Source organism: Robertmurraya phoenicis, assembly GCF_047302285.1.
Lineage (GTDB): Bacteria > Bacillota > Bacilli > Bacillales > Cytobacillaceae > Robertmurraya.
Genome location: NZ_CP154845.1, coordinates 2602286 through 2628127 on the forward strand (window position 1 = coordinate 2602286; position 25842 = coordinate 2628127).

General features: G+C 38.0%; 26 protein-coding genes. 6 read left to right on the forward strand and 20 right to left on the reverse strand.

The features are described 5' to 3' along the window. Positions 1 to 53 precede the first annotated feature (53 nt). Positions 54 to 497 carry a CoxG family protein gene (locus AA0X71_RS12875; protein WP_413355713.1) on the reverse strand — a complete coding sequence of 148 codons (444 nt, stop codon included), beginning with the start codon at positions 495 to 497 and terminating at the stop codon, positions 54 to 56. Between the two features lie 86 nt (positions 498 to 583). Continuing rightward, a complete protein-coding gene (locus tag AA0X71_RS12880; RefSeq protein ID WP_413355714.1) occupies positions 584 to 817 on the reverse strand; it encodes a hypothetical protein in 234 nt (77 codons plus the stop codon). Between the two features lie 147 nt (positions 818 to 964). Between AA0X71_RS12880 and AA0X71_RS12885 the strand changes: the two genes are divergently transcribed. Then, positions 965 to 2020: a M42 family metallopeptidase gene (locus tag AA0X71_RS12885; RefSeq protein WP_413355715.1), complete on the forward strand. Its 1056-nt coding sequence runs from the start codon at positions 965 to 967 to the stop codon at positions 2018 to 2020. Between the two features lie 44 nt (positions 2021 to 2064). On the opposite strand, the gene AA0X71_RS12890 is transcribed toward AA0X71_RS12885, so the two are convergent. The 3 genes from AA0X71_RS12890 to AA0X71_RS12900 all read right to left on the reverse strand — a co-directional run bounded on the left by AA0X71_RS12890 (position 2065) and on the right by AA0X71_RS12900 (position 5059). Beyond that, the gene (locus tag AA0X71_RS12890; RefSeq protein WP_413355716.1) at positions 2065 to 2991 is read right to left on the reverse strand and encodes a dipeptidase; all 927 of its coding nucleotides are present in this window, start codon (positions 2989 to 2991) and stop codon (positions 2065 to 2067) included. Continuing rightward, the gene (dat, locus tag AA0X71_RS12895) at positions 2988 to 3842 is read right to left on the reverse strand and encodes a D-amino-acid transaminase (protein ID WP_413355717.1); all 855 of its coding nucleotides are present in this window, start codon (positions 3840 to 3842) and stop codon (positions 2988 to 2990) included. The genes AA0X71_RS12890 and dat overlap by 4 nt, the downstream gene beginning before the upstream one ends. A gap of 236 nt (positions 3843 to 4078) precedes the next feature. Continuing rightward, positions 4079 to 5059 (reverse strand): Gfo/Idh/MocA family protein, encoded by a 981-nt coding sequence (locus tag AA0X71_RS12900; protein ID WP_413355718.1) that lies wholly within the window; start codon positions 5057 to 5059, stop codon positions 4079 to 4081. Between the two features lie 117 nt (positions 5060 to 5176). Here AA0X71_RS12900 and AA0X71_RS12905 point away from each other — a divergent pair, with 117 nt between their 5' ends. Genes AA0X71_RS12905 through AA0X71_RS12915 form a run of 3 tightly spaced genes read left to right on the forward strand, consistent with a single transcriptional unit; the run spans position 5177 to position 7840 of the window. After that, positions 5177 to 6112 carry a glycosyltransferase gene (locus tag AA0X71_RS12905; protein WP_413355719.1) on the forward strand — a complete coding sequence of 312 codons (936 nt, stop codon included), beginning with the start codon at positions 5177 to 5179 and terminating at the stop codon, positions 6110 to 6112. 4 nt (positions 6113 to 6116) lie between these two features. Beyond that, on the forward strand, positions 6117 to 6785 hold the full coding sequence (locus tag AA0X71_RS12910) for an acyltransferase (protein ID WP_413355720.1): 669 nt from the start codon (positions 6117 to 6119) through the stop codon (positions 6783 to 6785). 26 nt (positions 6786 to 6811) lie between these two features. Further along, complete coding sequence (locus AA0X71_RS12915; RefSeq protein ID WP_413355721.1) at positions 6812 to 7840, forward strand: D-glucuronyl C5-epimerase family protein; 1029 nt, start codon at positions 6812 to 6814, stop codon at positions 7838 to 7840. A gap of 66 nt (positions 7841 to 7906) precedes the next feature. Here the strand turns inward: AA0X71_RS12915 and wecB are convergent, their stop codons facing one another. Beyond that, positions 7907 to 8977 (reverse strand): non-hydrolyzing UDP-N-acetylglucosamine 2-epimerase, encoded by a 1071-nt coding sequence (gene wecB / locus AA0X71_RS12920; protein WP_413355722.1) that lies wholly within the window; start codon positions 8975 to 8977, stop codon positions 7907 to 7909. Between the two features lie 130 nt (positions 8978 to 9107). Between wecB and AA0X71_RS12925 the strand changes: the two genes are divergently transcribed. Then, entirely contained in the window at positions 9108 to 10316 is a 1209-nt protein-coding gene (locus tag AA0X71_RS12925) for a glycosyltransferase (RefSeq protein WP_413355723.1), read from the forward strand. A gap of 63 nt (positions 10317 to 10379) precedes the next feature. Here the strand turns inward: AA0X71_RS12925 and AA0X71_RS12930 are convergent, their stop codons facing one another. The 11 genes from AA0X71_RS12930 to sdaAB all read right to left on the reverse strand — a co-directional run bounded on the left by AA0X71_RS12930 (position 10380) and on the right by sdaAB (position 19073). After that, positions 10380 to 10592: a hypothetical protein gene (locus AA0X71_RS12930; protein WP_413355724.1), complete on the reverse strand. Its 213-nt coding sequence runs from the start codon at positions 10590 to 10592 to the stop codon at positions 10380 to 10382. Between the two features lie 15 nt (positions 10593 to 10607). Further along, complete coding sequence (locus AA0X71_RS12935; protein WP_413355725.1) at positions 10608 to 10946, reverse strand: hypothetical protein; 339 nt, start codon at positions 10944 to 10946, stop codon at positions 10608 to 10610. 130 nt (positions 10947 to 11076) lie between these two features. Further along, positions 11077 to 12168, reverse strand: a complete 1092-nt coding sequence (locus AA0X71_RS12940) for a DegT/DnrJ/EryC1/StrS family aminotransferase (RefSeq protein WP_413355726.1) — start codon at positions 12166 to 12168, stop codon at positions 11077 to 11079. 14 nt (positions 12169 to 12182) lie between these two features. Next, positions 12183 to 13553 (reverse strand): nucleotide sugar dehydrogenase, encoded by a 1371-nt coding sequence (locus tag AA0X71_RS12945; RefSeq protein ID WP_413362595.1) that lies wholly within the window; start codon positions 13551 to 13553, stop codon positions 12183 to 12185. A gap of 27 nt (positions 13554 to 13580) precedes the next feature. Beyond that, entirely contained in the window at positions 13581 to 14579 is a 999-nt protein-coding gene (locus AA0X71_RS12950; RefSeq protein ID WP_413362597.1) for a glycosyltransferase family 4 protein, read from the reverse strand. Between the two features lie 21 nt (positions 14580 to 14600). Continuing rightward, positions 14601 to 15818 (reverse strand): glycosyltransferase, encoded by a 1218-nt coding sequence (locus AA0X71_RS12955; protein WP_413355727.1) that lies wholly within the window; start codon positions 15816 to 15818, stop codon positions 14601 to 14603. A gap of 158 nt (positions 15819 to 15976) precedes the next feature. Continuing rightward, on the reverse strand, positions 15977 to 16303 hold the full coding sequence (locus tag AA0X71_RS12960; protein WP_413355728.1) for a hypothetical protein: 327 nt from the start codon (positions 16301 to 16303) through the stop codon (positions 15977 to 15979). 71 nt (positions 16304 to 16374) lie between these two features. Then, positions 16375 to 16989 (reverse strand): pyridoxamine 5'-phosphate oxidase family protein, encoded by a 615-nt coding sequence (locus tag AA0X71_RS12965; protein WP_413355729.1) that lies wholly within the window; start codon positions 16987 to 16989, stop codon positions 16375 to 16377. After that, entirely contained in the window at positions 16990 to 17256 is a 267-nt protein-coding gene (locus AA0X71_RS12970; protein ID WP_413355730.1) for a tetratricopeptide repeat protein, read from the reverse strand. A 244-nt stretch (positions 17257 to 17500) separates the two neighbouring features. Beyond that, on the reverse strand, positions 17501 to 18385 hold the full coding sequence (gene sdaAA, locus AA0X71_RS12975) for an L-serine ammonia-lyase, iron-sulfur-dependent, subunit alpha (protein WP_413362599.1): 885 nt from the start codon (positions 18383 to 18385) through the stop codon (positions 17501 to 17503). A gap of 25 nt (positions 18386 to 18410) precedes the next feature. Continuing rightward, positions 18411 to 19073: an L-serine ammonia-lyase, iron-sulfur-dependent subunit beta gene (gene sdaAB / locus AA0X71_RS12980; protein ID WP_413355731.1), complete on the reverse strand. Its 663-nt coding sequence runs from the start codon at positions 19071 to 19073 to the stop codon at positions 18411 to 18413. A 307-nt stretch (positions 19074 to 19380) separates the two neighbouring features. On the opposite strand from sdaAB, the gene AA0X71_RS12985 reads away from it, so the two are divergent. Beyond that, positions 19381 to 21036, forward strand: coding sequence for a glutamine--tRNA ligase/YqeY domain fusion protein (locus tag AA0X71_RS12985; RefSeq protein ID WP_413355732.1), 1656 nt, complete (start codon positions 19381 to 19383; stop codon positions 21034 to 21036). A gap of 42 nt (positions 21037 to 21078) precedes the next feature. Here AA0X71_RS12985 and AA0X71_RS12990 read toward each other — a convergent pair whose 3' ends face one another. From AA0X71_RS12990 to selB, 3 genes are all read right to left on the reverse strand, one after another. Continuing rightward, on the reverse strand, positions 21079 to 22632 hold the full coding sequence (locus AA0X71_RS12990; protein ID WP_413355733.1) for a fatty acid--CoA ligase: 1554 nt from the start codon (positions 22630 to 22632) through the stop codon (positions 21079 to 21081). 42 nt (positions 22633 to 22674) lie between these two features. Further along, positions 22675 to 23820: an acyl-CoA dehydrogenase family protein gene (locus tag AA0X71_RS12995; RefSeq protein ID WP_413355734.1), complete on the reverse strand. Its 1146-nt coding sequence runs from the start codon at positions 23818 to 23820 to the stop codon at positions 22675 to 22677. A gap of 129 nt (positions 23821 to 23949) precedes the next feature. Then, positions 23950 to 25827: a selenocysteine-specific translation elongation factor gene (selB, locus tag AA0X71_RS13000; RefSeq protein ID WP_413355735.1), complete on the reverse strand. Its 1878-nt coding sequence runs from the start codon at positions 25825 to 25827 to the stop codon at positions 23950 to 23952. Positions 25828 to 25842 lie beyond the last annotated feature (15 nt).

A 25842-nucleotide genomic window follows, 5' to 3' on the forward strand; every position in this document is an offset into this window, starting at 1 on the left:
CGTTTGCTGCTTCTTTATTTAATCCATGAGACTTTCCTTATTGCATCAGTTAATTATTGATGATATTCATGAATTTTCGCTGTCACTTCTTCCTTGAATTCATTCGTGATTTTAGGAGGATTTGATTTTAGCATCGGCTTTATCATTTTCGCTAACGTACCAGTCGCTTGCAAGTCTAAACTAGCACTAATAAACGTCCGATTACTTTTCAAACTTTTCGCCTCAATACTTCCGTGCCCTGTGAATCCCTCATTTTTTCCATCCACTTGAAATGTCATTCTTTTCGGTGCGTTTTTACTTAAAATATGGACCTCAAACTCTAGTTTCTTTTTTATAAAACCAAAATCTGTCGTGAATACCCAATTCGATTGGTTCTCATTAACCATATCATGGCTAACATAGCCTGGAACGAGTGGTCCCCAATGACTAAAGTCCTCCATATATGCCCACACCCATTCAAGTGGTGCATCAATGATCATGCTGTAAAGCTTTGCCAAGTATACCCTCTCCTCTTTATTCTTTGGAAAAAGATTCTCGTTATTAAGGGTATTCAGCAAACTTTATGAACATGACTTCTGTAAGCTTATGTATTTTGAAGAACCATCATTAAACGGTTATTTCTCGTTTCCTTTTCATTATCAGTTGCTAAATCATATTTTTTCAATAAATGAAAGACATCATTCAAAATGTCTTGTGCATGTTCTTCACGATAAAATTTCTCAAATAATGACTTTATTTCCTCAGGTAAATATGAAGATTGTGCCTCAAATTTATTTTTTACATCCTCCAATGAATGGTCAAGCTTGCATTCACTCATCCAATGACCTCCTTAAGTGTATTCTTCCCTCTCATTCTACCTGTACAAAATAGAGGAATCAATCTACAATAAGGAATTTTCTTACATTGTCCATTTAATTAATGGTATGATGAAAAAGATAATATAACTATGAAGGAGGAATCAAGTTTGTCCTATCCAAATACGACAGAAACGATGAATCTATTACAGGAGCTTGTATCCATTCCAAGTCCTACAGGTAACACAAATGAAGTGATTACATACGTGGAGAAATTTCTTCAAGAGTTGCAGGTTGATACATATCGCAATCGAAAAGGTGGCTTAATTGCCACATTACCAGGAGCAGAAACTTCAAAGCACCGTATGCTAACGGCACATGTAGATACGTTAGGGGCAATGGTTAAAGAAATAAAACCGAGCGGTCGGTTAAAGCTCGATTTAATTGGTGGCTTTAAATATAACTCCATTGAAGGTGAATATTGTGAAATTGAAACAAGTTCGGGACGTCGATATACAGGAACGATTCTTATGCATCAAACCTCTGTTCACGTTTATAAGGATGCCGGGAAGGCAGAACGAAACCAAGACAATATGGAGATTCGCATTGATGAGATTGTGAAAAGTGCTGAAGATGTTCGAAACCTTGGGATTGAAGTAGGTGATTTTGTCTCATTCTCTCCTCGAGTTGAAGTGACTCCAAGTGGATTTATTAAATCTAGACACTTAGATGATAAAGCAAGTGTGGCGATCCTTTTACAATTAATTAAGCATCTCAAAACTAATAATATTGAATTACCATATACGACCCATTTCCTCATTTCTAATAATGAAGAAATAGGTTATGGTGGGAACTCTAATATCACTCCTGAAACAGTTGAATATTTAGCAGTTGATATGGGAGCGATGGGTGATGGTCAGTCGACTGATGAATATACAGTTTCCATCTGTGTGAAAGATGCCAGTGGTCCTTATCATTACGGACTTCGCAAACGCCTTGTGAGGCTAGCTGAAGAACATAATATTGAATACAAGCTTGATATTTATCCGTATTATGGCTCTGATGCGTCGGCTGCGATTCGCTCTGGTCATGACATCGTCCACGGATTAATCGGACCTGGAATCGATTCTTCCCACGCATTCGAACGAACTCACCAATCCAGCATCGAAAACACAGCAAAACTATTGCATCACTACGTACTATCAGAAATGATTGGACAAAAATAAAAAAGGATCCTGTAAGCCATTTCTGACTTACAGGATCCTTTTTCTCATCTCGGCAGATTTCGAAGAAAGTTTTCTGAAGCAAACCCTCTTACTTCTTCCTCTGAATAGTATTTTAGTAGCTCATTAATTAAATTTTGCGCCTCTCCTGCATGTGCTAATCGAGGAATTTTTATATCAATTCCATCAAAATCAGAACCAAGCCCAATTTGTTTAACCCCTCCAAGCTCACAAAGATGCTCAATATGTTTAATCAAATCAGCTATTGTAACCGTACCGTCTTTCTTTACGAACCGAGGATAGTAAACGACATGAATCATCCCACCCCGCTTAAACATCTCTTTTGCTTGAGAATCGGTTAAGTTCCGCGGGTGATCACAGTATTTTTTCGTATTTGAATGACTAGCAATTGGATATTTAGCAAGGTCCATGACATCCCAAAAAGCTCTTTCGCTTAAATGAGAGACATCGGTCAATAATTGATGCTCATTATTAAAATGAATCACTTCTTTTCCAAAGGCAGTTAACCCTGCTCCCCTCGGTTCTCCAGCACCATCGGCTGCCAAATTCGCGTTATTCCACGTTAACCCGACAGAACGTACGCCAAGCTGATAAAGTATTTTGAGCTTAGTTAAGTCGTTCCCGATTGCATCCACTCCCTCTAAAGTAAGAATGGCTCCGATTTCTCCGTCTTTTAAATGAGCTAACTGTGACCAGTCCTTAATATGCTTGATGTCTTCGTTTTTCACTAGCACTTCATCTTGAAAAAGTCTTACTTGCTCCAAAACAATCTCAAAAAGATGATTTGACCTTAGATTCGGATCAACAAATATCGCAAAACCTTGTACCTTTACTTTTCCTTCTAGAAGTCGATTCTTATTGACATCAAGATTAGAATCCGTTTGAAAAGACATATTTCCTCTCGATTCCTCAAGCTTCATCAAGGCATCACAATGCATATCGACAATGTTCACTTCATCACTTCCATTGCTCTTTTCTTCAGCTCTTGATAATGGATGTAAAGCTTATTTGTGATTTCTCCAGGCGAACCAGTGCCAATGTCAGCACCGTCAATTTTTACAATTGGAAGGATCTCTGCAAGTGTGCTTGTCATAAAGACTTCATCTGCTTCTAAGAGTTCCTTTGGAGTAAAGTTTTTTTCCACAAATGGAATATTTAGCTCTTCAGCTGATTCTTTCACAGCCATTCTCGTAATTCCTGCTAATATATGATTGCTCAGTGGTGTCGTAATTACTTTTCCATCTTTCACCATATATATATTTGAGCTTGTTCCTTCAGTGATATGACCATCTCTCACCAGTATTGCTTCAAAGCACCCGGCTTCCTGGGCAACCTGCTTCGCTAAAATATTCGGCAATAAATTAAGGGATTTAATATAGCATTTAGCCCATCTTTCATCTTCATGTGTAATCGCATGAACTCCTTGATCCCGATATTCTGTGCGCATAGGTTCCATTTCTTTTAATGTCATCGAAATTGATACGGGTACGTCAGGGAATGGATGATTTCTTTCAGCGATACCTCTTGTGACCTGCAAATACACTTTTCCATTTTGCATTTGTGACTCTTCAATACCAGAAAAAATAATGTCACTAAAATCTGCAAGTGTTTCTGTAATTGGTAATCGAATCGCTTCACAGCTACGAATCAATCTTTGTAAATGCTCTTCAAGCATAAAAGGCTGACCATTATAGCATTGAATGACCTCATATACGCCATCCCCAAACTGATGTCCTCTTTCTTCAATCGGCACCACCAGTTCATCCAATTGAACGAATTTTCCGTTAATATAACCTAAATCCATTTTTAACTCACCCTTCTTCTATGTACTTATCATTCATAATACTAAAATACGCCTTTTTCTGAAAATATGCTATAAGGAATTTTCCTTAGTCGAAATCACACATTTGAAAAATATTTTCAAAATCTCAATGCTTGTCCATACCAAACTTCGAATATCGCATACAATATATTACTCACAACCCATCTACTCCTTTTTGAAAGGAAGCACCTAAATCGTGCTTCCTTTTTTTCTTCCTACTAATCATCATCAGATAGCATCCCGTCATCGCTTGATGACAATTGCTTAATATTTTTACTAATTTTCGTACAAATTTTTAATACATTGATTCCATCTTCCCCAGTTACAAATGGAGTTCTATCCGTTTGAATACAATGGATGAAATCCTGCAGCTGACTTTTCAATGAATTAAAATGAGGAACTTCAATCGTTTCCAACAGTTTTTGCGGAAATTTCAACTCTCCATTCTGAACGGAAAAATGTGTCGTGCGATTAACATCTATTTTATTTCTTAACAGGTCCACTTTAAAGATTGCTTTTTCAGTAAAAATACGAATGCTACGAATCTTTTCCTGTGAGTTATAGCTAGCTGTCATTTGAGCGACCGTTCCATTCTCGAATAACATACTTACAATCGCGTGTTTCGGCATCTGCTCTGCCGTTTTCCCGATCGTATTGAAATGGGTGATTTCAGAACCTAGTAACTCTTTTAAGATATAAATATCGTGAATCATTAAATCAAAAACTACATCAACATGTTTCATTCGCATATCATAAGGTTGCATCCGATGGATGTCTATGGCTATAATTTTTTCATCTTTGAGCCGTTCTTTCAGGAGATGGATGAGGGGATTGTACAACTCGATATGTCCCACTTGTACTTTCACTCCTGTAGCATCAGCTCTTTTTAAAAGTCTTTTGGCTTCTATTACCTTACTTGCCATTGGCTTTTCTAGTAAGATATGAACTCCATGGTTCATACAAACCATTGCAACCTCATAATGATACTTTGTTGGAACCGCGATACTTACTGCCTCAACATTCCGTAATAATTCATGCAACTCTTTGAAGTACTTCACATTATATTTGCTAGCGAGCTCACTCGCTCTTCGCTCATTTACATCATATATTCCAACTACTTCACATTGGTCGGATATTTCAATATAATTTTTCAAATGATTTTCACCCATTTTTCCTGTCCCAATAACGCCAACTTTCATGGTCAACATCCTCCCAGATACATTGATTACTATAATGTATGCTGAGAATTTTGGATAACTTGTACGTTTGCTTAGGAAAGCAATATTTGGGAGCTAATCCTTGGAGGAGGAATCAAAATGGTTAAAGTACTTTATATTACAAACGATACCTCGACATTAATCGTGAAGAACTTCCTATATTTAGAACAAGCTTTAAGTGAGTTGACAACCCTGAAAATTTGGCGGAAATCAGGTTCTATTCAAACGATATTAAAGAAATTACAATTCGACCCTGATTTTATCCTCATCCAAAACGATATTAGCAACCAATTAATCCCTTACATTCAAGGACTTTCGAAAATTTCCATTCCAGTTGGATTAATCGTCAATGATGTCTATCGTTTTAAGGAACCTCGGCGAATATTTATTAAGAAAAATAATATCAATTATGTTTTTTCCATCATCCGTAAGCAATTCCTTGACATTTATCCAGAATATTCGAACCGTCTAAAGTGGTTTCCTCATTTTATACAACCGGAAATTTACAAGGATTATCAACTTTCAAAGGACATTGACCTTCTATTAATGGGCTCCACTGACAATATTTATCCACTCCGTCAAAAAATCGTTAAGGCATATGAAAATAACCCAAATTTTATTTACCATCCTCATCCGGGCTACGGAGATGTAACAAATAAGGAGAAAGGTGGATATTTTATTGGTGAGAAGTATGCCCGTGAATTAAATCGTTCTAAAATCTTCTTTACTAGCCCTTCCATCTATCTTTATCCCGTCATGAAATATTTTGAAGCGCTTGCTTGTAAAACATTATTACTTGCTCCAACCTTTGAAGAATTAGAAGCCCTCGGGTTTAAACCTGGAACCCATTTTATCCCGATTAATGAATCGAATTTCAAAGAGAAGGCTACTCATTATTTAAATCATGACGAGGAACGAAAAAAAATAACAGAGATGGGCTATGCGTTTGTTCATCAAAACCATTCCTTAATGGTTCGGGCAAAACAGCTAGTGGAAGAAATCGAAAAAATCGTTGCTACCCACAAGGAGGATTAAGTTAATGTCAACACAGCCAATAATTGGAAAGAACGTAGTAATTGAAGATGATGTGACCTTTGGAAATGGTGTTGTGATTGGCCATAATAGCGTCATTTTAAAAGGGACAAAAATCGGGGATAACGTGGAAATTGGGGCAAATTGTGTATTAGGAGTTATCCCTGGTGGAAATAAACGGATGCGACAGCAAACCCATGCATCACAACCACTTATAATTAGCAATCATACCACTATCGGAAATATGGTGTCGATTTACTTAAATACGACGATTGCTGAAAATGTTTTTATCGGTGACCATGCCAGTATTCGAGAGAATGTCTTAATCGGAAAAGGTACGGTCATTGGAAGAAATGCCATTGTTGAGCTAAATACAACCATTGGACAAAATTGTACGATCCAAACCCTTTCCTATATAACAGGAGACACGATCTTAGAAGATGATGTCTTTATTGGTCCCTGTGTCTCGATGGCAAATGATAAGTATATGGGGGCAAAAGATTACGTATTAAAAGGACCACATCTGAAAAAAGGAGTGAAGGTTGGAAATAACGCGACCATTCTCCCTGCCGTTACGATTGGCGAAGGAACCATTGTCGGTGGCGGCTCGGTTGTCACCAAGGACGTTGGCGATCACCTCATTATAGCGGGTGTACCTGCAAGAAAATTAAAATAACTACAATAGGACGAGGAGTGTTTTTTATGAGTTCTGATCGTATGAAAGATATCAAGATTGTTTTGCATGGGCAGCATGAGGGTGAAGGAAAAATTATAAATGGCGAGTACTATGTCCCTTATTCATTAATTGAAAAAGCTTACTTAACCGTTCACCAATTCATTACAAAAGAAAATCTGCTGAAGATTGATATTACAAATACACGGTTATTCGAAATGCTAAAGTATGACCATAGGGGCAATTATTTGCATTATGACAAAAATCGAGTTGAAAATTGGAATGTGCAATTTGATACGAATGGGATTCCACAGACGGTATATTCATTTGGAACTTACTATAATCCTACGACAATCGGTTTCTATGGATTACAGCATTATAGCTTATATTTAATCAATAAGGACGAGGAAAGTAAAAAGAAGTTTATGAAGGTGGCAAATTGGTTTATGGAACACCAAGATAAATCTGGAGGATGGAATTATCAATTTGATTTTCATTATTATTCAACTAGATTAGAAAAAATTAAAGCACCATGGTATTCAGCAATTGGAATGGGGGTTGCCTTGTCCGTATTATCAAGAGCAAGCTTTCTTACAAATGAAAAAAAGTATATTGTGAACGCATTAAAAGCAAAGAAAATCTTTGAAACACCCTCTAGTTCAAATGGGATCCTCGCCAAGTTTGAAGGTAAATACCATTTTTATGAAGAATGCCCCACCAATCCACCGAGCTTCATTCTAAACGGATTTATGTACTCGTTAATTGGGTTATATGATTTATACAAATCCTCTGCTGACCAAGGCGTTTATAAGCTGTATCAGAACGGAATTACCACTTTAAAAAGGATGTTGCCTCTATACGACTTAGGCACCAGAACTGCATACGATTTAACGCATTACACAACAGAGGGATTCTATCCAAATATTGCCAAATGGGGCTATCATATCACCCATATCTATCAATTACAAGCGATTAATTCCATTGAAAATGATAAAAAAATAGCTGAGACAATCATTAGATGGAAAGACTATTTAAATGGAAAAATCAAATATGTCTAGCTAATTCCAGCTTCTCACACTTGTGAGGAGAACCGCCTTAGAATCAGCTAGACTGAAAATCTATCTTTAATGAAACTGGAGAATGATTTTACACATTCTTTTCGAAGTTTGACCATCTCCAAAAAGTAGAGGGTGTTCCTGAGGGACCCGCAAGTTTTTTACCGCTTCCATTATTTTTGATGAGTCTCTTCCAACAAGACAATTCCAGCCAGCTGCAACCGTTTCTATCCATTCTGTTTCTTCTCTTAATGTGATGCAAGGAGTTTTAAGAAGATAGGCTTCCTTCTGCAAACCACCAGAATCGGTTAGAACCCCTTTTGCATCATGTACGAGCGCTAACATATCAAAGTAATTTAATGGCTCAATAAAGTGAAGATTCGTGAATTGCGTCTCAAATATCTGATATTCTTTCATCATTTTTCTTGTTCTTGGATGAATGGGAATAATAATCTTTTCACTCGTGCTATTTAGTGCATTCAGTAAACGTGTTAATTGCAGACTATCTGCCGTATTCTCTGCTCGATGAATCGTTGAAACAAAATAATTGCCTTTCTCAAGACCAAGCTTTGTACGTACAGATGAATGCTTGAGGGCGAGAGGTAAAAAGAAGTTTACCGTATCACACATAATATCTCCTGTTTGAAATACTCCTTTATCGATTCCTTCCTCTTGTAAATGCTCTATCGCTGTATCTGTCGGACAGAATAGTAGCGTTGAAAGATGATCGGTCAAGATCCGGTTTTGTTCCTCTGGCATCCTTTTATTAAAGCTACGCAATCCAGCCTCTACATGGGCAACAGGGATGTGTAGCTTGGCTGCCGCTAAGGCACCTGCTAATGTGGAATTGGTGTCACCGTAAACCAACACCATATCTGGTTGTTCCTTTATTATAATTTCTTCAAGCTCCATCAGCATTTTCCCAGTCTGTTTCCCATGGGAGTGTGAACCAACTGCTAAATCATAGTCAGGTTGCGGAATTTTTAATTGCTCAAAGAAAGTTTCTGACATCGATGGATCGTAATGCTGACCAGTGTGGACGATGATTTCATGCACCTTTTCTTCCTTCACAAATTCCTTCGACATCATACTAGCTTTTATAAATTGAGGTCTCGCACCTACTATTGTTAAAATTTTCAAATCCATTCAACTCCTCTGCCATTTACTCATCACAAGTATGTTGCATCAAGAAACAATCTCCTTAGCTTGATCATATGAATACAATACAGAGCTTGATTGTATCCATACTCTAATTTTGGTGGTGATATTAATGAAAAAAGTTTGCATGATAGTGGCTGAGCATCCCTTTTTAGATTCGCGAATTTTTCGAAAAGAAGCAAAATCACTGTATGAAGCAGGTTATGAAGTAACCATGATTGTTCCACGTAAAAATGGTTATTTATTCGATATAAATGGCAAGCCCTTTACAGACAAATTTCTCGAATCATCGTTTGTACATGAAGGAATCAAAATCGTGACGTATAGCTTTGAGAAATCTCGTCCTTTTCTTAATAAAGTGCTTGAAGATGAGAACAAATGGGAAAAAGAAGCCTTTCCCAATCCTCTAACTACCCTTGCGATTCAAGAAAATGCTGATATTTACCACGCTCATGAATATTTATCCTTGTTTGCTGGGATTGGTATAAAACGTTTGATAAAAAAATCGAAAGGAAAAGAGATAAAACTCATTTATGACAGTCATGAATTAGTTCCAGATCCGTTAGACAATCGCTATTCAGAGCCTGCTAAGAAAAAATTAAAAGAACGGCTACTCTTAATGTTAAAAGAAGTGAATCATATCATTACCGTTTCCGACTCAATTAAAAACTGGTATCAAACAGAAATCCCTCAGCTCCCAATAGAAGTCGTTTATAACACGCCTCCCTTATCGACACCAACGAAGAAAATAGCTAAAAATGGATTTACCATTTGCTATGAAGGAAGTATTGAAGCTCAGAAGGGCAATATAAAAAAAATCATGGGTATTTCTGAAATTTGCTCCAGAGCGATTAAAAATTTTCAATTTAAAATTATCGGAGGTCCTAGATACGGTGAGTCCATTCATATACCTAAAAATTTGAAGAACACTATTCATATGACAGGATGGGTCGAATATCAAGATATCCAAAAGCATATGACAGATGTGGATGTCGGATGGATTGATTTCGACGATTTAGCAAATTCACTGAATCGTTCCTATGCATTGCCCAATAAATTCTTTAGCTATTTAAATAACGGTGTTCCGATCTTAGTCAATAAAGCTCCCGAGATGGAGCGAGTGGTTAAACAGCATAAATGCGGGCATGTTGTAGAAAAACCTCACGCAACAGCGAAAGACTTCGCGCAAGCCATCGTTTACCTTTATCAACAAAAATCATTACTAGAAGAGATGGGTAAAAACTCTAGAACCATCATGGAAAGTATCTATAGCTGGGAGCATATGAAAAAGAGATTACTGTCTGCCTATGAAAAACTTTGATTCTAGTACCTTATTGAAAAGAAAACCTGCATAGTCATTATGCAGGTTTTCTTAATAAATCACTTATGCAGCTGCCGCTGGAATCCTTACAAACACAATAGCAGAGAGCGAAATGGCGGTAGTCAAACTCGGAGTATAGCTAGTAGTCTCAACCACAAGGGCAAGTTCTCCAGATACAGAGGACAATACACCTTCAACGACTCGGTCAGTTAATCCGATTTCCACTCTCGTACCCACACGTCTTGCTAACTCAGCAGAGAATAATGCTTGGAACATCATATCACTCCTTTCTTACATTTCTGTAACGGTTTGAACTTGAGAAAGTGGAATCAATACAAGGGAGCCATCACTCTCTACCATAACAACATAATCTCGTTGAACCGCAATAAGCGTTCCAGTGATTGGTTCTAGGGGGGTAGAAATAGTTACTTGCTCGTTTAAAAGATTTGTTAAGAAGGCACGCAATGTTTGACGATTCTTAGAAGGAAAAAGCGAAGAACCTAAATTTCCAACTACCTCCTCAACATTTTGCGCAACTTGTTCCGCAGGCGTAATGAGATTAACGTTTACTGCTTGTGAAAGTAATTGAAGGTTATTTATAAACATTTGACGAAGAATATCATTATTCAATTACAATTCCTCCTTTCTTTCTATCATGAGTGCTTTTGTTGCTCCCATTAATATGATACGAAAACTATTCTTTTTGGTATCCGCATTTGCATCTATTTTGGCGAGTTTGTACATTTTCCGCAGAAGTCTATTAAATGAACTTTTTAATACTAGTAATGATCTTATTCTGGTTTTCTAATGTTAAAAAAGGACATATTGGTAGGGCTAATATTCTAGTTGCCACTTTTTCCGCGATCGGAAAATCCCCCTCTTTATAATCCAGCTCATAGAATGCCTCCTGTAAATGAAGAGGGATTGGATAATAAATAGCACTAGAGCTCCCTTCTGTCATCAAGTGCTCTGCAAGCTCATCACGTTCATCTAGCTCAATACAATATTGATGAAACGTATGCTCCCTAGTCTCGATTACAGAGGGGGTCTTTAACCAACTTTTCAACTCATTCGTATACCGTTTCGCTACTTCTTTTCTATTGTGCAAAAATACATCCAAATGCTTTAATTTTAGTAGTAAAATAGCTGCTTGGATTTCGTCTAAACGACTATTGATCCCTATATTGGTGTGAATATATTTTTGCCTGCTACCATGGTTTCTTAATGAGAGGATCTTTTGATATAATTTTCTATCATTGGTTACAACCATTCCGCCGTCCCCATAGGCACCAAGGTTTTTGGAAGGAAAAAAAGATAGACATCCAATATTTCCTAGAGCTCCTACTCTTTTTCCTTTGTATTCTGTTCCAATTGCCTGACAGGCATCTTCAATAATCTTTAACTCGAACTCATTTGCAATCTCTTGGATTTCGTCCATTTTAGCTGCTCGTCCAAAAAGATGCACAACGATAATCGCCTTTGTCTTCGAAGTGATTTTTTCTCTAATTTTAGTTGGATCGATATTATAGCTGTCCTCTTCTATATCAACAAATACTGGTTTGGCTCCTACTTGTGCTACTGCCTCACCCGTTGCAAAAAAAGTAAATGGAGTCGTAATCACCTCATCGTCAGGCCCTATATCGAGAGCTTGCAACGCTAAATAAAGAGCATCTGTACCATTGCCCACCCCAATGGCATAGGTGGAATTTACATAAGAGGCAATTTGTTTTTCCAATTCTTCGCCCTTGTCTCCTAAAATATATTGACCACTTTCTAATACTTCATTAATGGCTTTTAAAATCGGTTTACGCAAAATATTCATTTCTGCCTTTAAATCTACCATTGGAATCATGTCATCACCCACCTCTATTCGATCCCAATTCCAAGATACTTTATGCCAACACTTGTGATTTCGTCTTTGTTTAACACATTTCTACCATCAAGAATGACTTTACATTTAGGGAAAATGGAAAAATCCAAAGATTCATATGGTTCGTGATAGGCTTGCATAATCACTCCATCTATTTTCTCAATCATCTGATCTGAAAAAGTTAGCGGAGTTACACCATATTTTGCGATTTCCTCTTTGGAAAATTGAGGATCGTTAACAAATATACTAGCTTCTCTTTGTGACAGTTGTTCCAAAAGTAATAGAGTGGTAGATTTTGTCACCTCTTTCACATTCTCACGAAACGACAAGCCTAAAATAAGAATATTTTTCCCTCTTAATGACCCAAGCTCGCGCTCTAGTTTATCTATCGCATATTCAGACATGGAATCGTTGATATCACGAGCTAACGTCGTTATGCCATTTGGTAGCCCTTTGTTAATGAAGAAAAATGGATAGATGGGAATACAATGTCCTCCCACACCTATGCCTGGTTTATGCAAATGGGAAAATGGTTGACTGTTACTAGCTTGAATGACCTCATCCATCGCAACGCCTTTCTCACTTGCAAACTTTGCTAGTTCATTTACGAGAGCAATGTTTACATCTCGATAAACACACTCTGCTACTTTTGAAAACTCAGCTGTTTCTAATGACGATACTGGCATGGTTTCACATTTAATCGCCTCTTTATAAAAAGAAATTGCTCTCTGAAGACTTTCATCGTTAATGGCCCCGATTACCTTAGGGTAATTTGCCAAGTCCTCAACAATCCGATTGGAGTAAACTCTTTCAGGACTATAAACAAGATGAAAATCCTCCCCAGCTACTAATCCTGAAATCTCTTCAATCTTTTTCCCAAAACGATTTCTCGTATCTCCCACCGGTACTGTTGTTTCAAAAATAACCATTGTCCCCTTTTGAATGACTTTGCCAATTTCGTTTACAGCTAAATCCATATAGCGATAGTCTGTTTCATTTTTTTTATCAATCAATACGGGCACGATAACAATCACAACATCGGTTTGTTTAACGGCTTCCACTGTTTTATATGTCGCACTTAAACGATTATTTTTATGAGCTCTTTCGACCAATTCTTCTAACCCTGGCTCATTTTTTACATGGGACTTTCCCTGATTAACAAGGGAAACAACACTTGGATTGATATCGGCTCCGATTACATGAAAACCGTTATCGGCAATGACCGCAGCCAATGCTAGTCCAATTTTACCCAATCCAATGACTGCTACATTTTTGTCTTCTGTTCTCCTTTCCATAGCACAACCTCGCTTCTTATAATTACCTTTCCTTTTACCGTATGAAAGGAAGAGGTGAATCGTATGGACGATTGGAACAGATTACAAAAATAGACTTTTTCACAATAACTTTTTATAAACATTCCTATATTGATTTGCGACTACTTCAGGAATATGATTTTGTTCTACATATTGTCTTCCCTGCATCCCTAACTCCTTCCATTTATGTGGACTGCTAATTAAATCTTTTAAAACTTTTTTGATGTTTCCAGGATCTGCGTTGACAATGGGGAGTCCTGGAGAATATGTTTTCATGACATCCTTCCTTAAATAACAAATGACCGGCTTTCCGAATGCCATTGATTCAGTACTCACATAACCGTAAGCTCCAATTCTTAACTGGTCGATCACAATATCAGCCTTCGAAAGCCACTCCTTCGTTTGTTCATAAGTCATTCCTTCGATTAATTGAAATTGGAATGGAACTCCTTCTCGCTTTAATTGGTTCACTGCCTTCTCAATTTGGTCCGTTCCTTTTAAATCACGTCTTGTTGGTGCATGCACTACGAGTGGAACTTTCTTTGCTTCTGGATATACTGGTTGGATTCGACTAACGTCTAATGTATGAGGAATGACGTGGATTTCCTTATAGTAAGGTTGAATATAAGCGTATAGCTCATAATCTTGGATAAATGCGTGGTCAATATAGTTGGAAAGAACTTGTAAGTTTTGGCGAATTTTTTTCTCTGTCCATTCTGGCTTTACTCGAATATGAGGATTCATCTTTCTCGCAACGGAAAAGATACGCACATCTGAACCATGATGATGCATGACCATTTTCTTGCCAGCTCTCCTAATAGTCTCTAAATCCCTTTTATCAGGAAAAAAGCTCTCGCCAAAATGAAAATGGAAAATATCGTATTCAGCAATTGCTTCGTTTAGAAACTCAGAAAGTTTCTGTTCTCTTTCCTTCGTCGACAAATTCTCTAAATTTAAGCATAGATCAGGTTTAAACTGATAACGATTACTGGTAAAATGACAAGCTGTTGCATCTACGCCATGTGTTTGTAGGGCACGACATAAATCAATCATCGGTGATCCATAAGGTACATGTAACACTTTCAAACTCATTCATCCCCTTCATATTTTAGTAGCGATCCTATCGTAAAAATCAAAAAGTCTTTGCTCCATTTTCTCCCAACAATAGGTTTCTTCCATTATTTTTCTAGCATTTACACTCATTCTTTTTAGTAAGTCTTTGTTTTGACCGAGCATGCGAATCACAGTGGCGTAATTTTCTGGAGTAGCCTGATCCTTTGGAACTACAATCCCACATTGATGCTTTTCAATAAAGGTTTTCATATCTAAAGCATTATTCACCAATACAGGTACCCCGTTGTTTAAATAACTGAAAAACTTATTTGGCATCGCGTACTGATTGTTTAAGGAATGAGCTAATTTTAAATCGATCCAGCCTAAATGAGCGGACTTCATTTCTTGTGGTAATTGCGTATGCTTCATCCACTCTTTTATTTCAATATGTTCCATAAGATGAGGAGGTACAACTAGTTTTTTCTCATTTGCTCTCTTTCCACCAATGATTTTAAACCGTATCTCCATATCTTTTTTCAAAGCTTCAACGATACCGATCATTTTTCTCCAATTCCCCCTTGTTTGGCTAATAAAGCCTTCATGAATGACAGTAAACGGTGGAGTTCGTTCATTCGATTCGTATTCTTTCGCCAAAGGTGGAGAATTATAAATGACCTCAATGAAAAGTTCGGGATTTTTAAGGAAATACCATGACTTAATCGATTCAGAAACAGTAATAATCCCATCTACTTCTTTGAGCATCTTTTTTAACATTTCATCCATGACCATTCTCATTCTCTGATTCATCGGCTCAAGCGGGTCAGGAAATAGCTCATGACTATCGTATATTAATTTCACATTGCGTCCATTTTTCTGCAGATTTCGTTTAATTCCGATACCTGCATAAAAGGATAGAAATTCATGAGCATGATAAATATCGGCATTTTCCCTCAAGCCTAAATTCGTTAGTTCATCATGAAAACCGCTGTAATGCCCAGAATTGATATTGTCGAAATAGCTATATATTAATGGAAATGCTAATCGCTCTGTGTAAGGGATTATTTTGATTCCTTCATGATAAAAGCTTTCTGATGTAGGGATATCCTTTAGCTTTTTGCCATTAATGTCAAATAAATATCCATTTACAATTGGTACGATGAGTGTCACGTCATATCCTTTTTTCTGTAAGCTCTTCGCTTCTTTCTCAAAAATTCTCACATCTAAAAAGGAATGCTCCGTCACAAGAAAACAGACCTTTTGTTTCATATCATTAACTCCTTTGTTTGTTTCTCAAAATGTATCTCATGTATTTTATGAAGGAAGAGACAAACTGTGCCAAATCAAAGAAGCTAGTTAAATTAAAGCAAAAAAACAGGAGCATCTGTCCTGAAACAGAATGTTCCTGTTTATGAAGCGACGATAATTTACAAAATGAAGGCAATGACAAATCCTATTATAAAAAAAAGAACAGAGCCTAATACGAAACAATTTACGTTGAGTGAGCCAAAGGTTCGTTTAAGCTTATAATTATTTTTTAATCCATGATAACTTGTGGCCACACTTATTTCACTGTAATTGGTAGGTAAGCCACCTGTACTGGAAAAGAAGATAAAAAAGATGCTGAAAAATAAACCTACATAAAACATCGAATCTAAAAGAAGGAACTGAAACTTTTCAGCCAACAAGTAAGCTAATCCAAATTCCACCATCATGACTACAAATGTAAAAATTCCAAACCTTAAATGTTTCATTTCGGTCAACTCCCCTTAATCGATAGAATGATAGTTTGTTAAGTAGAGTGTGTTAATGTACGACTTATATGCTATAACCTCTTTCTATATCCTTCTTCTAATCTTTGTTCAATTTCTTCTACAGAAGACATTTTCGCATGGTCATATATAATTTGAGCAGCTGAAGGCATGGCTTGTTTATCAAACCATGTATCCGGCTCCCACAGTCCTGAACGTTTAAACGCTTTGGCACAATGAATATAGCACTCCTCTACTTCGACACGTATCCCAATTAGCGGAGTTTTTCCTCTTGCAGTTAGCTTTGCAAGTATGTCTGAATTTTTGATGATCGATGCCTTCCCGTTAATTCTTAACGTTTCTCCAAGGCCAGGGATGAATAAGAGAAGTCCTACTTGTGGATTTTTGAGAATATTTCTTAATGTATCTAATCTTTTATTTCCCGGTCTTTCAGGGATAATTAAGGACTGATTATTTTCGATATAAATAAACCCTCGATGATCTCCTCGTGGTGACACATCACAAAATCCGTTTTCATCTGCAGTTGAAATGGTCAAAAAAGGAGACTTCGAAATAAAGTCCTGACAATGATGATCCAACTCCGATATGACCTTTTTCTTAACCAATTCACTTGGAAAGCCGATCAGCTCTCGTAACCCTTCTTCAGTAGTAATGATATCCTTCACCATTCATTCCCCCACCCATACTTGATCTAACTTATTCGAATAAAATTGGATCGCTTTTTTATATGTCAAAATGTCTTCATTAGCCGTATTCTCCACTAAACAAGTTAACAACTGTTCCATTGCTATATCGTGTTCGTTCAGATTATATAAAGTCATCGTATAAAAGACTTTTAAAGCTTGATTTTGAGGAAAAAGGCTCATCCCCTCTTCTAAGACTACTTTTGATTGCGAATAATTTCCTAACGTACGATATGTGCTACCTAGACCCAAATGGGCTCCTTCTTGGACTCACTTTACTTGGATCGATTCTGATCGGTATTCACATTGCCGTCTTTATCGGAATGTCGCTCGGTGCAAAAAAGAATTGGACGATGCTTTGGTCAACGATAAGTTTAGTGGTTTGGACATTGGTCTTTGGAATTTTAACGATGCTTGGATTTGATTTTTTTGTGAGGAACTAAACTTATTTTATTATGTATAAGTATGGCCTGAGAATCTCTCAGGCCAATTTGTATTATTGCACTTGTTTTTGTCGTCCGAAAATTTCAGCCTCAAGTCTTTTTCCAGTCGGAGTTGCTGCCAAACCTCCCTTTGCTGTTTCGCGAAGTGCGGTTGGCATCGTTTGTCCAATTAAATACATGGAATGGATGACTTCATCACATGGAATTCGACTCTTAATCCCAGCTAGAGCCATATCTGCTGCAGTGATCGCATTCGAAGCTCCCATTGCATTTCTTTTTACACAAGGAACTTCAACGAGTCCGGCAACTGGATCACAAACTAAACCGAGCATATTTTTCAATGTAATCGCCATTGCTTCAGCACACTGTTTTGGCGTGCCGCCAGCTAATTCTACGATAGCCGCTGCCGCCATTCCACTTGCAGAACCCACTTCAGCTTGACAACCACCAGCTGCTCCTGAAATGGATGCATTATTGGCCACAACAAAACCAAAGGCTGCTGCCGTGAATAAGTATTCAATCATTTCCATACGAGTCGGAATTAATTTTGCCTTCACCGCAAACAAAGTTCCTGGTACAACTCCAGCTGAACCTGCCGTAGGTGTTGCGCAAATCGTGCCCATTGCAGCATTCACTTCATTTGTGGCCATCGCTTTGCTCACAGCATCTAGGAGAATATCTCCTCCTAGTGATTTACCACTTTTTATATAATTTTGCAGAAGCACAGCGTCTCCACCTGTTAAGCCAGAAACAGATGTCACACCCTTTAATCCTCGCTCAACCGCTTGCTCCATCACTTCTAAATTACGGTCCATTTTCGTTATGATCTCTTCACGGGATAATCCCGTTACTTCTATCTCTTGCTGGATCATCACTTCCGCTATTTTCACTTGCCTTTTTTCCGCAAGCTCCACTAGCTCGGCAACACTTCGAAACATCATTTTGCCCCAATCCCTTCTAACTTTATTCCACCATTTTAATAATTTGAGTGATGTTTGGAAGTCCCTCGATTTCTTTGATCACGTCATCGGGAATTTTCTGGTCCACTTCAATGACCATCATCGCCATTTTCCCTTTCTCTTTACGGGATACTTCCATATGGCTAATATTAATCTCCTTTTGTGCCATCACCGTCGTTACAGCAGATACGACTCCAAATTGATCGTTATGAACGACGAGAATGGCAGGATTTTCCCCAGAAAGCTTCAGTTGAAATGAATTAAGCTCTGTAATTTCAATCGTTCCTCCACCAATGGAAATGCCAACGACCTCTAATTCCTTCGTCTCATCAAAAAGTCTCAGACGAACCGTATTCGGGTGGTCTGTAACGGTATGTTCAACGACGAATTCCACTTCCATATTGGCTTCCTTTGCTAATTGAAGGGAAGTTGGGATTCGTTCATCAAAAGTATCAAAATCAAGCAATCCTCCCACGATGGCTACATCTGTCCCATGTCCCTTATACGTTTCTGCAAAAGAACCATACAAATGAATCATCGCTTTTTGAGGTTGGTAGCCGAATAAAGTTCTTGCTACTCGACCAATTCTTGCAGCGCCAGCTGTATGTGAACTTGAAGGCCCAATCATGACTGGACCGATAATATCAAATGCGGATCTATATTTCATATATTTATACTCCTTCTAAACTCTTAAATATTGAGTAAAAAAACACACCATCATCATACCATACTATCGTGATTTTTTATGCTATTTTTCCCTACCATCATATTAAAAAACCTTCCTATTAATATATGTATAAGTCAAGCGATTTGAAAGTGTATGTGAGCAGGATTTAAAGAATTCTCAAATTAGCAGGCATTGTCTTTTAGCGTTTCGCCTTTAAAGACAGTTATCTTTGTAACCATTGTGAATTTTTACTGTCCTATTGTATAATAGGACAATAACAATAGATAATTGGAAAGGCTGATAAAGATTGGAAAACTCTTCAAATTTTATTAGAAGCATTATGAAGGAGGACATAGAAACTGGTAAGCACGACAAAATCGTTACTCGTTTTCCTCCTGAGCCAAATGGCTATTTACATATTGGACACGCAAAATCAATCGTTATCAACTTTGGATTAGCTGATGACTTTAACGGTTTAACAAATTTACGTTTTGATGATACAAATCCACTAAAAGAAGATCAGGAATATGTGGATTCCATTAAAGAAGATGTAAAATGGCTTGGCTATGATTGGGATGGGCTACGATTTGCCTCTGACTATTTTGAGGAAATGTACAACAAAGCGGTTTTACTGATTAAAAAGGGAAAGGCATATGTTGATGATTTGAGTGCTGATGAAATCCGTGAACACCGAGGTACTTTAACAGAGCCTGGAAAAGACAGCCCCTACCGCAATCGTACTATCGAAGAAAATCTTGATTTATTTGTGCGTATGCGTAATGGCGAATTCGGAAACGGAGAAAAAGTACTTAGAGCAAAAATTGATATGGCATCTCCTAATATAAACCTTCGTGATCCGGTCATTTACCGAATTTCCCATGCAACGCATCATAATACAGGAGATAGGTGGTGCATCTATCCAATGTATGCCTTTGCTCACCCATTGGAGGATGCGATTGAAGGAGTCACCCATTCCCTTTGTACGGTAGAATTTGAAGACCAACGTCCATTCTACGAGTGGGTGATTGCGGAATGCGAAACAGAAAGCAAACCTCGTCAAATTGAATTCGGTCGCCTTAATATTACAAACACAGTCATGAGTAAGCGGAAATTAAAGCAACTTGTCGATGAAAAGTTTGTCGATGGTTGGGATGATCCAAGAATGCCAACGATTTCCGGTCTACGTCGAAGGGGATTTACTCCTGATGCCATTCGCGAATTTGTAAAAGAAACAGGTGTATCAAAAGGTTCTGGCTTTGTTGATTCAGCCATGCTTGACCATTTCGTGCGGGAAGATTTAAAACTTAAAGCACCTCGTACGATGGGCATTCTTCGTCCATTAAAAGTGGTCATCACAAATTATCCAGAAGATAAAGTAGAAATGTTAGAAGCGGAGAATAATCCTGAGAATGAGGAAATGGGAACTCGAGAAATTCCATTCTCACGTGAAATCTATATTGAGCAAGAGGATTTCATGGAAGATCCTCCGAAAAAATATTTCCGCTTGTTCCCTGGAAATGAAGTTCGCTTAAAACACGCTTACTTCATTAAATGTGAGGATGTTATTAAAGATGAAAATGGGAATGTAGTTGAAATTCACTGTACTTATGACCCTGAAACAAAGAGCGGAACAGGTTTTACAGGTCGAAAAGTGAAAGGAACACTACACTGGGTTGATGCGAAGCATGCTATTCCTGCGGAATTCCGCCTTTATGAGCCTCTTATTTTAGATGAGGAAGCTGACAGTGAAGAAAATAGTAGCAAGAACTTCTTGGAAAACGTCAATCCAAATTCACTACAAATTATCCAAGGCTTTGTTGAACCAAATATGAAAGATGTGAAGCCACAAGATAAGTTTCAATTTTTCCGTCACGGTTATTTCAATGTAGATCCAAAATACTCTACACCAGAAAAGCCTGTGTTCAATATAATTGTTTCTTTAAAAAGTTCGTTTAAATTATAATAGTGAACAACCGCTTGGTACGAAGCCAAGCGGTTGTTTTCATTAACTGAACATATCTTCTAACTGTTTACGCAAGACAAATTTTTGGATTTTCCCACTTGCATTTCGTGGCAATACTTCGCAGAAGATATATTTTCTTGGTCGTTTATAGTTTGCCAGGAGTTCACTATTTTTACAGTATTCGTCCAACTCCTCCTCAGTTAGTGAAGGCTCTTTTTTTACAACAAAAGCCGTAACTGACTCTCCCCACCGGTCATCTGGCTGCCCTATAACCGCCACATCTAGTACTCCTTCATGGCCGTACAAGCAGTCCTCTACTTCACGTGGATAAATATTTTCTCCACCAGAGATGATCATGTCATCCACTCGATCTTTTACAAAAAGATAGCCTTCCTCATCCAGGTAACCGATGTCACCAGAATGGTACCAACCCGTAAATAAAGCCTTTTCTGTCGCTTCATCACGGTTAAAGTATCCACTCATCATACATGGCCCCTTGACGATGATCTCGCCCGTTTCCCCCGCTGGTACAATCTCATCTGGTTCCGATGGACCATCCTCATTCGGCTTAACAATTCGAATTTCATGATTTAAGCATGCCTGACCTGCAGAGCCTGCTTTCCGTATTTGATCGTTCTCAGATAAGAAAGTAATCGCAGGTCCCATTTCCGTCATTCCATATGCTTGAACGAGTTGAATCCCTAACTTTTCCTGACATGCAAATACGAGACTTGGAGCCATTGGAGCTGCGCCATACAAGCCCATTTTTAAACTAGAAAGGTCATAATCACTTAAATTCTCTTGCAGAAGCATATTCCACATCGTAGGGGCTGCAAAGAACTTCGTGATCTTCTCCTGCTCGATTAAGCCAAGTACATCTTTCGGTGAAAAATGATGAAGGATGATGTTTTTTCCACCAACATGAACCCTCGGTAATAAAGCACAGTGCAGCTCTGCACAATGGAACATCGGGGCCGTTACAAGTCCCACATCCTCTGAGGTAACCTTCGTGGAAGCAATAACAATTAAACTTTGCTCACTCATATCACGGTGTCGATGAATTACCCCTTTTGGTCTACCAGTCGTACCACTTGTGTACATAATGGCGTATATATCATTTTCATCAATTTCTTCCTCTATTTTGTTGTTTGGTGCTGAAGCAAGTTTTTCTTTATAATTGGTTGCATAATCTGGTGTGTCCTCATCAATATACCAAAAGGCAGTTTGATCAAAGCGGTGATGAATCGGTTCGATAGCAGATGAAAGCATTTTTTCAAAGAGAAAAACCTTTGGCTGAGCATCTTGAATAATATAAGCTAGTTCCTCAGCCATGAGTCTAAAATTTATAGGATTAAATGCAGCTCCAATTTTTGCACAGGCAAAAAAGGTCGTAGCCAACTCCTCTGTATTAAATAAGTAAGTAGAAACCCGGTCCCCTTTTCTTACCCCTTCCTTAATAAGAGCATTGGCTAATTTATTTACTTCCTCGCTCCATTCCTGAAAGTTTAAGCGAACATTCTTTCTCACATCATAAAGTGCCTCTTTATTCGGGTATTTCGCAACGGTTAAATCAAAAATTCGGCCAATCGTTGTCATTTTTTCATCCCTCCAAATTAAGCATCATTATTTTTAGAAATATTAGAGCCCGATGTTTTTTGCAATAATCGTCTTCATGATTTCATTCGTACCTGCATAAATACTTGCTACTGGAATATCCCGATAACGTCTAGCAATCTCGTATTCTTCCATGTATCCGTATCCACCATGTAATTGCATACACTCGGTCGCAATTTTTTTTGCATTCTCCGTTAATTTCCATTTCGCCATCGATACTTTCGTAACAATGTCCTCTCCATTCATATGCTCATAAATCAGTTGGTCGAGAAAAGCCCTTCCCATTTCAACATCCGTTGCCATTTCAGCCATTTTAAATTGTGTATTTTGGAATTTGCTAATGGGCTTTCCAAAAGCTTCACGGCTTTTAATGTATGGCAAGGTCATTTCAAGCATTTTTTCTGATGCTGCCTGCGCGGCAATTGCTACGATCAATCTTTCTTGCTGAAGCTTTTCCATTAAATAAATGAAGCCCTTTCCTTCTTCTCCAAGCAGGTTTTCCTTCGGTACGAGGCAATCTTCAAAAATTAATTCTGCAGTGTCCTGGCAATGTAACCCTACCTTGTTTAATTTTCTCCCACGAGAGAATCCAGGCATATCCCTCTCTACAACCAAAAGACTGACCCCTTTATGCTTTGGTACTGCATTTGGATCGGTCTTACAGGCTACGAGGACTAAGTCCGCTTGAATGCCGTTCGTAATAAATGTTTTTTGTCCATTTAATACATAGTGCTCCCCATCAAGCCTTGCTGTTGTTTGGATATTGGCAAGATCTGATCCAGATCCTGGCTCTGTCATGGCAATCGCTGTAATCGTTTCACCTGTCACACAATTCGGGAGAAAACGCCTTTTCTGCTCATCCGTCCCATATGAAGAAATGTAAGGAATGACAATATCATTGTGAAGACCTATGCCCACTAATCCTGAACCAACCTTTTCCAATTCTTCATTAATGATCACTGAAAAAACCCAATCAACTCCACTTCCACCATACTCTTCCTCGACATCTGGACAAAGATAGCCTTGTGAGCCCATTTTCTCCCAAAACGCTCGTGGTATTAACCGTTCTTCCTCCCATTTTTCGTAAAATGGATATGCTTCTTTTTCAAGAAATTTTCTTAAAGCTTTTCGAAACATTTCATGTTCTTCTTGTAAATATAAATGCCTCATGTCAAATCCCTCTCTTTTCGAGAATAAGAAAACGCTTACTTTTATCTTAATATATTTTTGTTATTTTTAAAATACTTATATTATTACAAAAATTTAATCTAAAAAAAGAAGAGAACTTAGCCTCTTCTTCTACTTCCAAATTCGTTTATTATCCATTCTTGTAGTCAAGCCCTTCCAATCTAGCATCTCTAGAAATGGAATCATATATTTCCTTGATAAACCAAGGACATCTTTCGCTGCGCCAACTTCAAACTCTTTTTCAGTATTTTCTTTCAGCTTTTCCACTGATTCTCTAAAGATATCTCCGTGCCAATAGAATTGACCATCAAGAGAAACAATTTGTGCTGTATCTTCTAAAAATTTTCGCAAATCGATAGCTACATTGTCTGGAATACCAGCATCCTTCAAATAGTCCGAAAAGTATTGAACCTTCATGCCATCTGATTTCAGCTTTGACATCATGTTCTCTGTACGTACCAACCAATTTTTCGGAACATGGGCATCAAATTCTTTTAATGAAATAAATTGGTCTTTTCGTTTAAATACATCTTTTTTAATGCCTTCCTCAATGACATAATCTAATAGTCCTTTCGGAAATTGCTTCACTAAATGTTGTATGAATTCACCTTTATTTAGACCTTGCTTCATCGGGAATTCTGTATGGTAATCTCGCATGCGATTATACAATTCTTCTTCAACCATCTCGGAGATTGCCCTTAAAGTATACTCTTTACTGTTATATAAAATGAAATCGTCACTACGTAACTCTTCTTCTAGAACACTTTCTTCAAGTGATGTTCTTGTGATTAATTCGACTAACGATAAGCTCTTTGCTTCCATCAAAGCGGTCACCATTCTTTCTCCAGGTGTCCCCACTTTTTTCTGTTCTAACTCGGTAATCGTCCGTTCTCCAAAACGATATTTTTGCCCTTGTGGATCGATGACCCAACCGCCACCTATCGTTTCTTGTGGACTTGGTCTTCTTAATATGAATCGATCTCCTCGCTTTGTCACAATCTCCTCATCTAATCGGATTTGACAAAGAATGTCATCATTTTCTTCCTTTAATTCATTTCGATCAAAGAACACGATACGCCCCATTACTTCAGCTGTACCAATATGACATTTAATCGGCATCCTCTGTTTGACCATGTAATCCAAATCTTCTACAACTCGAATCGCCACATCAATGGTTCTCGTTACATTAAAGTGCTCAGAAGAAACGACCACATCACCTCGTTCAAGCTCTTCTTTGGAAACACCCGAAAGGTTAATCGCTGCACGCTGACCTGCAAATGCTTCCTTCGCAGGATGGTGATGAACCTGAATTTGCCGAGCCCTCACTTCAAGTCCCTTTGGCATAATCATAAGCGATTGGCCTTCTTCCACCATTCCTTCATATACGGTTCCCCTCACAACAGTACCTTGCCCTTTAACCGTAAACACTTGGTCAATAGGAAGACGAAAAGCCCCTTTCACATCTCGCATTTCTTGATCTTTCAATGTATGTATAATCTGTTCTTTCAGCTCTTCGACTCCGTAATTCGAAAGACTGTCCACTAAAACCATTGGAACCTGTTCAAAAACGGTACCTTTTAATTCTTCTCTAATATCCTCTTTCACCAGTTCAATAAATTCTTTCTCCACCCGATCAATTTTCGAAATGGCAACAAGTCCATTTTTTATGCCTAAAAAACCAAGGATATCCAAGTGTTCTCTTGTTTGAGGCATCACACCTTCATCCGCCGCAACGACAAGGACGACTAAATCAATCCCAGCCACACCAGCAATCATTTGTCGTATGAACCGTTCATGTCCTGGCACATCAACGACCGATATTTGAATTTCATCATCTTCGTATAATGGGGCAAATCCCAACTCAATCGAGATTTGACGTTCTTTCTCCTCTTTTAGGCGGTCTGTATCAACATTTGTTAACGCCTTTGTCAGCGTTGTCTTCCCGTGGTCAATATGCCCCGCCATTCCAATCGTAAAATATCTTTTCATCCCAAATTTCCCTTC

Coding starts and splice junctions, on each gene's coding strand:
- AA0X71_RS12965 (WP_413355729.1), bottom strand. CDS start 16,989: ATGGTGAAGGATATCATTACTACTGAAGAAGGGTTACGAGAGCTGATC.
- AA0X71_RS12905 (WP_413355719.1), top strand. CDS start 5,177: ATGGTTAAAGTACTTTATATTACAAACGATACCTCGACATTAATCGTG.
- AA0X71_RS12880 (WP_413355714.1), bottom strand. CDS start 817: ATGAGTGAATGCAAGCTTGACCATTCATTGGAGGATGTAAAAAATAAA.
- AA0X71_RS12930 (WP_413355724.1), bottom strand. CDS start 10,592: ATGTTCCAAGCATTATTCTCTGCTGAGTTAGCAAGACGTGTGGGTACG.
- AA0X71_RS12995 (WP_413355734.1), bottom strand. CDS start 23,820: ATGAGGCATTTATATTTACAAGAAGAACATGAAATGTTTCGAAAAGCT.
- AA0X71_RS12910 (WP_413355720.1), top strand. CDS start 6,117: ATGTCAACACAGCCAATAATTGGAAAGAACGTAGTAATTGAAGATGAT.
- sdaAB (WP_413355731.1), bottom strand. CDS start 19,073: ATGAAATATAGATCCGCATTTGATATTATCGGTCCAGTCATGATTGGG.
- AA0X71_RS12990 (WP_413355733.1), bottom strand. CDS start 22,632: ATGACAACGATTGGCCGAATTTTTGATTTAACCGTTGCGAAATACCCG.
- selB (WP_413355735.1), bottom strand. CDS start 25,827: ATGAAAAGATATTTTACGATTGGAATGGCGGGGCATATTGACCACGGG.
- AA0X71_RS12960 (WP_413355728.1), bottom strand. CDS start 16,303: ATGAAACATTTAAGGTTTGGAATTTTTACATTTGTAGTCATGATGGTG.
- AA0X71_RS12925 (WP_413355723.1), top strand. CDS start 9,108: ATGAAAAAAGTTTGCATGATAGTGGCTGAGCATCCCTTTTTAGATTCG.
- AA0X71_RS12900 (WP_413355718.1), bottom strand. CDS start 5,059: ATGAAAGTTGGCGTTATTGGGACAGGAAAAATGGGTGAAAATCATTTG.
- dat (WP_413355717.1), bottom strand. CDS start 3,842: ATGGATTTAGGTTATATTAACGGAAAATTCGTTCAATTGGATGAACTG.
- AA0X71_RS12955 (WP_413355727.1), bottom strand. CDS start 15,818: ATGAAACAAAAGGTCTGTTTTCTTGTGACGGAGCATTCCTTTTTAGAT.
- AA0X71_RS12915 (WP_413355721.1), top strand. CDS start 6,812: ATGAGTTCTGATCGTATGAAAGATATCAAGATTGTTTTGCATGGGCAG.
- sdaAA (WP_413362599.1), bottom strand. CDS start 18,385: ATGTTTCGAAGTGTTGCCGAGCTAGTGGAGCTTGCGGAAAAAAGGCAA.
- AA0X71_RS12940 (WP_413355726.1), bottom strand. CDS start 12,168: ATGATTCCAATGGTAGATTTAAAGGCAGAAATGAATATTTTGCGTAAA.